The organism is Pseudoalteromonas sp. ESRF-bin5 (assembly GCF_002632075.1).
In the GTDB taxonomy this organism is placed as follows: Bacteria; Pseudomonadota; Gammaproteobacteria; order Enterobacterales; family Alteromonadaceae; genus Pseudoalteromonas; species Pseudoalteromonas marina.
Window position 1 is genome coordinate 1 of the sequence record NZ_NTLW01000101.1, and the last position, 8269, is coordinate 8269.

Below are 8269 nucleotides of genomic sequence, written 5' to 3' on the forward strand. Positions count from 1 at the left end.
GGAAGAATGTTGATGCTGTTGAATACGCAACGTTAGAGTGGGTCAATTGGTTTAATAATCAACGCTTATTATCTTCAATTGGGTATATTTCACCAGCTCAATATGAAACAGACTACTATGATAATTTAAACGAGTCAGGTAAAGTGGCCTGACTTAAACAAACTGGTCTCCGATGAACTCGGGGCGATTCAATCTTCTTAAACATGTTAGTTTCCTTTAAGTAATATTTGCTAAATTCCTAAGATGCTACGCTGCTGAAAATTTAATCGATCAAAAACGTTTTTTGGTCAAACATCTTTTGTTACATCCTTTTTTGAACTGCCAAAGCGCTGTTAGGTCATACCATTACTTGATCAATTAAGGGGAGCAGTTATGAAAGTGCTTTATAAATTTTGGAAAAATAATCGTTCACTCATTGTATTTATTGCCTTAATGAGTGTGTTTAGAAGCGCAGTAGCCGACTGGTACGAAGTGCCTACGAGCTCAATGAAACCTACAATTGAGCAAGGAGATAGAATTTTAACAGACAAAATGGCGTACGACTTACGAGTGCCTTTTACGCATATTTCTTTGCTTAAAATTAACGAACCACAAACAGGGGACATTATTGTATTCGACTCATAAGCGGCAGATAACCGATTAATTAAACGTGTTATTGGTGTACCTGGTGATACCGTTTCTTTAGTAAATAACGAATTAATTATTAATGGCAAAAAGCTTAACTACGAACATGTGCAAAATAATATCGATTCGGTTGATAAAGTAGAGATATTAAACGGTAAGAAGCACACCATTAGGATAGCAAATGTACCATCCCAATTAGCTGGCTTTGAAACGATCACCATTCCAGATGATTACTATTTGGCAATGGGGGATAACCGTGACAATAGCGCAGACTCTCGCGTAATTGGTTTAATCCCTCGTGGTGAACTACTCGGAAAAGCAAATAAGGTCATTGTTTCGCTTGATTACGATAATTACTACATACCAAGGAAAGAGCGTGTTCTGCTCTCTTTAAACTAAGTGCATTTTGATTTGTTTGAACAGAATATTAAGTATTTGATGTAATTTAAGTTTGAACAATACCTAGTGATTACAGCAAATCAAAAACCTTTAATCAGTGGGTATGTCAGTTAAATAGTCATGAACTAATTGGCTAAGAGCTTGCTTGTCAGCGTGGCTAGTAATCACTTTTGAAAAATCACTACTAATGGCTACACCGCAAGCCCCTGCGTCAAACCACTGAGTAATGTTATTTAAATTTATCCCGCCAACGGGCATTAAATTGGCGCTATCAAATGGGCCTTTTAATGCCTTAAAATAGTCAACTCCCATGCTACCTGCTGGAAATACCTTAATAATATCCGCATTATACTCAATCGCGTTAGCGATATCTGTTGGCGTTAAAGCCCCCATTAAAACAGGTAAATTACACTGATGGGCAACTGACACAATACGCTTATCAGTATTAGGGGTTACTATAAACTGTGCACCCGCATTAATGGCTCGTTGAGCTAGTTTAGTATTTGTGATGGTGCCTGCACCCACCAAAATATGTTGATGACGAATACGTGCATTTTTAATTTCTTGCTCAAACCCTGGTGTATTAGAGGTGATTTCAAGCACTTTTATACCAGCCTCAACTAAGCAATCGACAAGTGGTGCAACATCTGATTGCTTTTTTAATCGAATAATAGCCACTATTTTGTGCTTTAAAATTTTGTTGCGAGTTACAGTCTTTTCTTGAGAAACCGTGCTAGGCATTGTATTACTTTTTTATTAGTTATTGGTCGATGGTACAAAAAATCGATAAAAGTCGCAAATAGGATAAAATAACATATAAAAAAACCGCTGAGAGTCAGCGGTTATTTTATTCATATGTGTAAATTTACATTACACGCATTCCAGGTTCTGATCCGTCGTCAGGATTAAGAATATAAATTTCTTTTCCGCCAGGGCCTGCAGCAAGTACCATACCCTCAGACATACCAAAACGCATTTTACGCGGTTTAAGGTTTGCAACCATTACTGTTAGCTTACCTTCAATATCTTCAGGAGCGTAAGCTGATTTAATGCCTGCGAATACTTGACGCGTTTCGCCGCCTAAATCAAGGGTTAGCTTCAGTAGTTTGTCGGCGCCTTTTACATGCTCTGCTTTTGCAATTTTAGCAACACGAAGGTCTACCTTTGCAAAATCGTCAAACTCAATTTCTTCGCTAATTGGTTCTTTTGCAAGAGGGCTATTTGGGTCAATTGTTACTTTAGGCTCTAGGCTTTCTTTAGATTCTTCAACCATTTTGTTTACTTTGTCCATTTCTACGCGTTGCATTAACGGTTTAAATTTATTGATTGAGTGGCTTACTAGTGGCGTCTGTACTGCATCCCAAGCAAGATCATCGTTTAAAAATGCTTTTACGTTTTGGGCCATAGCCGGTAGTACTGGTTTTAAATAGGTAATTAAAACACGGAACAAGTTAAGGCCAAGCGAACACACATCGTGAGCTTCTTGTTGCTTAGTTTCGTCTTTAATTAATACCCATGGTGCTGCGCCATCAATAAATTGGTTTGCTTTGTCGGCAAGGGCCATAATTTCACGAATTGCGCGACTGTATTCACGGTTCTCAAAATGGGTGGTAATACTTGGCGCGGCAGCTTGGAACTCTTCTAGGAGCTCTGGTTGCATAATGGTTGCGCTTAATTTGCCATCAAACTTTTTGGTAATAAAGCCTGCGCAACGGCTCGCTATATTAACGACTTTACCAACTAGATCTGAATTAACACGTTGTGCAAAGTCTTCTAGGTTTAAATCAAGGTCGATAATACCGCTGTTTAATTTTGCTGCGTAATAGTAACGTAAGTATTCTGGATTTAGGTTGTCTAGGTAGGTACGCGCTTTAATAAACGTGCCCTTTGACTTAGACATTTTTTCGCCATTTACAGTAACAAACCCGTGTGCAAATACGTTAGTTGGTTTTCTAAATTTAGCGCCTTCTAGCATGGCTGGCCAAAATAAGCTGTGGAAGTAAATAATGTCTTTACCAATAAAGTGGTAAAGTTCTGCTTCTGAGCCTTCAGCCCAAAATGCGTCAAAATCAATCCCTTTTTTATCACACAGGTTTTTAAAGCTGGCCATGTAACCAATTGGCGCATCTAGCCATACGTAAAAGTATTTACCTGGGGCATTTGGAATTTCGAAACCAAAGTAAGGCGCATCACGGCTGATATCCCACTGTTGTAAGCCGTCAGTAAACCATTCGTCTAGCTTGTTAGCCATTTCTTGTTGAATAGTACCTGAGTGTAGCCATTCTTTAAGCATGCCTTCAAATGCTGGTAGGTCAAAAAAGTAATGCTCAGAATCTTTCAAAATAGGCTCGGCACCTGACATGACAGAGCGCGGGTTTATTAATTCGGTTGGGCTGTAAGTTGCGCCACACGAATCACAGCTATCGCCATTTTGATCTTCAGACTTACACGTTGGGCAAGTACCGGTTACAAAGCGATCAGGTAAAAATATGCCTTTTTCTGGGTCAAACAATTGCGAAATAGTGTGCTTTTTTATATGGCCCGCATCGTTTAAACGGTTGTATATTAATTCACTAAATTCTTTGTTTTCTTGGCTATGCGTGCTGTGGTAATTGTCAAACTTAATGTTGAAATCAGCAAAGTCGCGTTGGCGTTCAATGCTCACATTTTTTACCATTTCTTCAGGTGTGATCCCTTGCTTCTGTGCATTAAGCATGATTGGTGTGCCGTGGGCATCGTCTGCGCAAACATAATACGTTTCATGGCCTTGAAGTTTTTGAAAACGTGACCAAATATCAGTTTGAATATATTCCAATAAATGACCTAAGTGGGTTGGGCCATTTGCATAAGGTAATGCGCTGGTAATCAGGATCTTTCGCTGTGCCATAATCATTCCGAATTGAGGATAAAATACCGTTTTTACTATTTAAACGGCTGTTATCATTAATTTATCTATAAACAGGTGGCTATGCGCTCACACTGCTTATGGATTTTTATTAATTGACTGGTGTTAATGACCTGAATGTTACATAATTCCGAGGCACTTTTCATCAAAGAAACGCTATTTAATTGCTATGTTTGGACTGTCGAAACTTTTCTCTTCTAAATCGGTGCAAAAACAACCGATTATTGCTGCTTTAGCGGCTTATCGTAGTGCGGCCTTTGCCGTAGGAATTGACGAAAGCTTTATTGAGTCAATTTCTGAAAACGACGATAAATCATTACAAATTAGTCTTACTTTGCCTTTTGCTGCGCAATCAGAAATCCCCCTTGTAGAGCAGCATGTCCGTGATGTTTTAAATATTGAAATCTCAATAAAGGCTAAGGTTGATATTCAAGAGCCTGCAAAGTTTAAAGGAATTAAACACATTGTACTTATTGCTTCAGGTAAAGGTGGGGTAGGTAAATCGACTACAGCTGTTAATTTAGCGGGTGCATTAAAAGCTGAGGGAGCAAAAGTTGGTATTTTAGACGCTGATATTTATGGTCCTTCAATACCTATGTTGTTGGGCCTTGTTGGTGCTGAGCCAAAAACAAAAGATAACAAACAATTACTACCGTTTGATGCCAATGGCATTAAAGCCCAATCTATCGGCTTTTTAGTACCCAGTGATGACGCAACAGTATGGCGAGGCCCAATGGCATCGGGTGCACTTAGCCAATTACTGAACGAGACTGATTGGGGCGAGCTTGATTATTTAATTGTAGATATGCCCCCAGGTACAGGTGATATACAACTTACTATGAGCCAAAAAGTACCTGCCAGTGGGACTGTGATTGTAACTACGCCTCAAGATTTAGCACTTGCTGATGCCCAAAAAGGCATTGCAATGTTTAATAAAGTAAATGTGCCAGTACTTGGTTTGATAGAAAATATGAGCCATTACGTTTGCAGCCACTGCGGTGAGGCAAACCATGTATTTGGCAAAGAAGGCGCACAAAAACTAGCCCACAAGCATGGCGTTCCGGTACTTAGCCATATTCCCCTTGCCATTGATATTAGAGAGTACTCTGAGCAAGGAAAACTTATTGCTAGCGATAACGATGCGGCAATAAGCAAAACATACAGCGCAGCAGCTAGGCTTATAGCCAGCACGCTATATTATCAACAGCATCACAACAGCATAGAAATTGTGATTACAGAAGATTAAAAGCATGAGACTTTCAGATACACATATTAAAGAACACCTAAAAGATGGCCGAATAGTTATAGAGCCTGCTCCGAGTAGTGAGATGATATCGGGTGTGACAGCAGATTTACGTCTTGGTAATAAATTTAGAACGTTCAATGCCCATAATGCAGCATACGTTGATTTAAGTGGTCCAAAGGATCAACTCAATAAAGCCATGGAATCAATCATGAGTGAGGAAATTGAGCTTGCAGACGGTGAAGCGTTTTTTTTACATCCAGGTGAACTCGCACTTGCAATCACTTATGAAAAAGTAACGCTACCTGCCGATATTGTAGGGTGGTTGGATGGGCGCTCATCGCTTGCGCGTTTAGGTTTGATGGTGCATGTAACAGCACACCGAATTGATCCCGGCTGGAGCGGTAATATTGTATTAGAGTTTTACAACTCAGGAAAATTACCCTTAGCGCTGCGCCCAATGATGAAAATTGGCGCTATGAGTTTCGAAATGCTCTCAGGGCCTTGTGAAAACCCGTATAACATTCGTAAAGATGCTAAATACAAAGACCAGAGTAGTGCAGTTGCAAGTCGCATAAGTGATGAAAACAGCTAAACCTTATCGGGTAAATTATGAAGCGCATAACCCAATAGTTGAAAATAGTGGTTAAGCGCTTTATTTGCCTTGGTGGTATGTTGTGCTGGTGGGTATATTAAATTACTGGATTGCAAACCGTCCACCAAAAAACTATTTTTTATATTTGGGTGTGCATATATACAGGCTTCAAAACAGCGAGCTGCAATTTCTTCAGGCATACTCATATAATTCATATTATGGGCTTGGTCGTGTTTAATACATGCTTGCACAAATTCATTGGCATTTTCGCCACTTGCATCTAAAAATACTTCTTTATAAAAGCTGTTCAGTGCGTCATTGAGTGGGTGCATTAAATTTGGTGTATTTGAAAGCCAAAGCTTTGAAGCAAATCCATAGCGTGGTTTTACTTTAAATAAATGTTCACTAATGTGGTGATCGAATGCATGAAACCACTCATGCGCGAGCGCACCACCGCCCGCATTTTTAGCAAGTGCTAATGTTTGACTGCCTGCATTGTAATGCGCTTGCACACCTTTTTGACCACCGTGCCCAAATGCAAAATTTAACTTTTCGCGCAGACCAATTGCTCTAGGTGGTAGGTGCAGTATTTGCGCCAGGTCGGCCAGCGCATCGTAAATTAAATTAGCGCTAATATAGCGCTCTTCTTTGGTTACCCATTTACCAACCACCATTGATCTGAACCCAAACGTGGTTCTTATATCGCTAAAATCAACTTGGTCATCAAAGCGATAGTCGGGGCCTAGACGAGTAAATCCTCGTTTTAATCTATTTGGGTAATGTCGCATCTGTTTATCAAAAGCTAAATTTAATTTAAGTAACGTGCTTTTACGTGCTCAGGCATATGTTGGGTTTGTTTATTAATTAATTCTTCTAATAAAGTAAACAAAGGCTCTGGGTTTAAATGTTCTATTAAGCTCAAGCTATGAGCAACGGCTTCAAGTGTAGAGAGGCTATCGGCACGGAGCGCTTTACGAATTGTATAACGATTTTTAGGTAGTTTATTAAAACTAACTGTTCTAAATTTATTGAGTGCAGGGGTGAGTTGTAAAATTTTATAGGCTTTTTTCCATGTGCCATCGATCACAATTAAATGAGTGATGTGCTTATGTTTTGTGGAGCTTGGTTCATCTAGGCAGGTGGCGTTTTCGTTTGGGTAAAGCAGTACTGTTGATTCTTTTGGCAAACTATTTACCATACTAAAGTCAGCACTGTTTTCACCTTTGATTATTTCGCAATCAGTTAGACTTAAGTCGAGTAATTTAGCCGTGTTTTTTGCTATTTTTTCTTCGCTGGGGTGTTGTAGAATAATAACTTTAACTTTGTTAGTTATTGTTTCAATAGCGCTGCATACACAGGTATTAAGTGCAAAATTACAATGAGTACAAAGAATGCGTGCCATTTTAAAAACTTTCTCTCTATTATTAACTTGTAAATTATACATTTATGAAAGCAATTAAGTTGGTTTTTTTTCATTTATCAATATACAGTAGTTATATCAAATACAATGAACATGGATAGTTGAAGGAATTAAATAATGACAGACATTACCATAGATACATCAGCGTTAGAGAATATGAAATCTTTATTGGGCGAGCAGTTTGCTGATACGCTTGATTTTTGTTGTGCCGAGTTTGAACGTCTGGGCTCTGAAGTTATGGCAACCATTGGTAAAGATAAAGAGGCAGCGATTCGTCATTCTCATAGTTTAAAATCAAATGCCGCGCAGTTTGGTGCGTCTAGTTTAGCTGATGTTTCGCGCACCATAGAGTTAAGCTTAGTTGATGATGACTTAGCTAAAGCGATGGATGCTTGTGCCAACTTAATGCCACAGGTAGAAGGCTCTCAAACAAAATTTAAACAATGGTTAGATGCACAATAGTTAACGTGAATTAATTTCAGTTTTAAGCTGTTAAATTTACTGGTGTTATATATTTACTCGGTTAGTCTAGTAGGCAACCGGGTTTTTATTGTTTAGATAAAATAGACCCTGCTTATAAAACTCAAATTACAAAGGTCATCAGGCGCCAGCCAGTAGAGGTAAAATGTCAGATATAAAAAAGAGTCATAAATTAGAAGGCGTATGTTATGACATTCGTGGACCTGTTTTAGCTCAAGCTAAAAAAATGGAAGACGATGGTCAAAAAGTCTTAAAATTAAACATCGGTAATCCAGCTGCATTTGGTTTTGATATGCCTGAAGATATGCATCGCGATATTATCCGTAACCTGTATTCTGCCCAAGGTTATTGTGACTCTAAAGGACTTTACTCAGCCAGAGTAGCTGTGTACCAACATTATCAACAACGTGGGTTAAACAACTTAGACGTTGATAACATTTATATTGGTAATGGGGTAAGTGAACTAATCCAAATGATCACTCAAGCTTTGCTTAACAACGACGATGAAGTGCTTATCCCTGCGCCAGATTATCCGTTGTGGACTGCGTCAGTTAAGTTAGCGGGCGGTAATCCCGTTCATTATTTATGTGATGAAGAGCAAGA

9 protein-coding genes and 1 pseudogene are annotated in these 8269 nt (G+C 39.0%); 6 read left to right on the forward strand and 4 right to left on the reverse strand.

The window, feature by feature from the left end; genetic code table 11:
- A partial coding sequence (locus BCG07_RS04950; RefSeq protein WP_286889045.1) for an IS3 family transposase occupies window positions 1-152 on the forward strand: 152 nt, incomplete at its 5' end.
- A gap of 220 nt (window positions 153-372) precedes the next feature.
- A pseudogene (gene lepB / locus BCG07_RS04955) lies at window positions 373-1023 on the forward strand (signal peptidase I).
- Between the two features lie 90 nt (window positions 1024-1113).
- Here the strand turns inward: lepB and BCG07_RS04960 are convergent.
- Entirely contained in the window at window positions 1114-1764 is a 651-nt protein-coding gene (locus BCG07_RS04960; protein ID WP_286889034.1) for a bifunctional 4-hydroxy-2-oxoglutarate aldolase/2-dehydro-3-deoxy-phosphogluconate aldolase, read from the reverse strand.
- Window positions 1765-1888: 124 nt separating this feature from the next.
- Window positions 1889-3910, reverse strand: coding sequence for a methionine--tRNA ligase (metG, locus tag BCG07_RS04965; protein ID WP_286889036.1), 2022 nt, complete (start codon window positions 3908-3910; stop codon window positions 1889-1891).
- 187 nt (window positions 3911-4097) lie between these two features.
- Between metG and apbC the strand changes: the two genes are divergently transcribed.
- On the forward strand, window positions 4098-5174 hold the full coding sequence (gene apbC / locus BCG07_RS04970) for an iron-sulfur cluster carrier protein ApbC (RefSeq protein WP_243533430.1): 1077 nt from the start codon (window positions 4098-4100) through the stop codon (window positions 5172-5174).
- A 4-nt stretch (window positions 5175-5178) separates the two neighbouring features.
- Complete coding sequence (gene dcd / locus BCG07_RS04975) at window positions 5179-5766, forward strand: dCTP deaminase (protein ID WP_006792188.1); 588 nt, start codon at window positions 5179-5181, stop codon at window positions 5764-5766.
- Here dcd and BCG07_RS04980 read toward each other — a convergent pair.
- Both BCG07_RS04980 and BCG07_RS04985 read right to left on the reverse strand, forming a co-directional pair.
- On the reverse strand, window positions 5763-6554 hold the full coding sequence (locus BCG07_RS04980) for a CLCA_X family protein (protein ID WP_286889039.1): 792 nt from the start codon (window positions 6552-6554) through the stop codon (window positions 5763-5765). The genes dcd and BCG07_RS04980 overlap by 4 nt on opposite strands.
- A 20-nt stretch (window positions 6555-6574) precedes the next feature.
- Window positions 6575-7168 carry a tRNA-uridine aminocarboxypropyltransferase gene (locus BCG07_RS04985; protein WP_286889041.1) on the reverse strand — a complete coding sequence of 198 codons (594 nt, stop codon included), beginning with the start codon at window positions 7166-7168 and terminating at the stop codon, window positions 6575-6577.
- A 135-nt stretch (window positions 7169-7303) separates the two neighbouring features.
- Between BCG07_RS04985 and BCG07_RS04990 the strand changes: the two genes are divergently transcribed.
- Both BCG07_RS04990 and BCG07_RS04995 read left to right on the forward strand, forming a co-directional pair.
- Window positions 7304-7648 (forward strand): Hpt domain-containing protein, encoded by a 345-nt coding sequence (locus BCG07_RS04990; protein WP_008131485.1) that lies wholly within the window; start codon window positions 7304-7306, stop codon window positions 7646-7648.
- Between the two features lie 163 nt (window positions 7649-7811).
- A partial coding sequence (locus BCG07_RS04995; RefSeq protein ID WP_286889043.1) for an aminotransferase class I/II-fold pyridoxal phosphate-dependent enzyme occupies window positions 7812-8269 on the forward strand: 458 nt, incomplete at its 3' end.

Coding starts and splice junctions, on each gene's coding strand:
- apbC (WP_243533430.1), top strand. CDS start 4,098: ATGTTTGGACTGTCGAAACTTTTCTCTTCTAAATCGGTGCAAAAACAA.
- dcd (WP_006792188.1), top strand. CDS start 5,179: ATGAGACTTTCAGATACACATATTAAAGAACACCTAAAAGATGGCCGA.
- BCG07_RS04985 (WP_286889041.1), bottom strand. CDS start 7,168: ATGGCACGCATTCTTTGTACTCATTGTAATTTTGCACTTAATACCTGT.
- BCG07_RS04990 (WP_008131485.1), top strand. CDS start 7,304: ATGACAGACATTACCATAGATACATCAGCGTTAGAGAATATGAAATCT.
- metG (WP_286889036.1), bottom strand. CDS start 3,910: ATGGCACAGCGAAAGATCCTGATTACCAGCGCATTACCTTATGCAAAT.
- BCG07_RS04960 (WP_286889034.1), bottom strand. CDS start 1,764: ATGCCTAGCACGGTTTCTCAAGAAAAGACTGTAACTCGCAACAAAATT.
- BCG07_RS04980 (WP_286889039.1), bottom strand. CDS start 6,554: ATGCGACATTACCCAAATAGATTAAAACGAGGATTTACTCGTCTAGGC.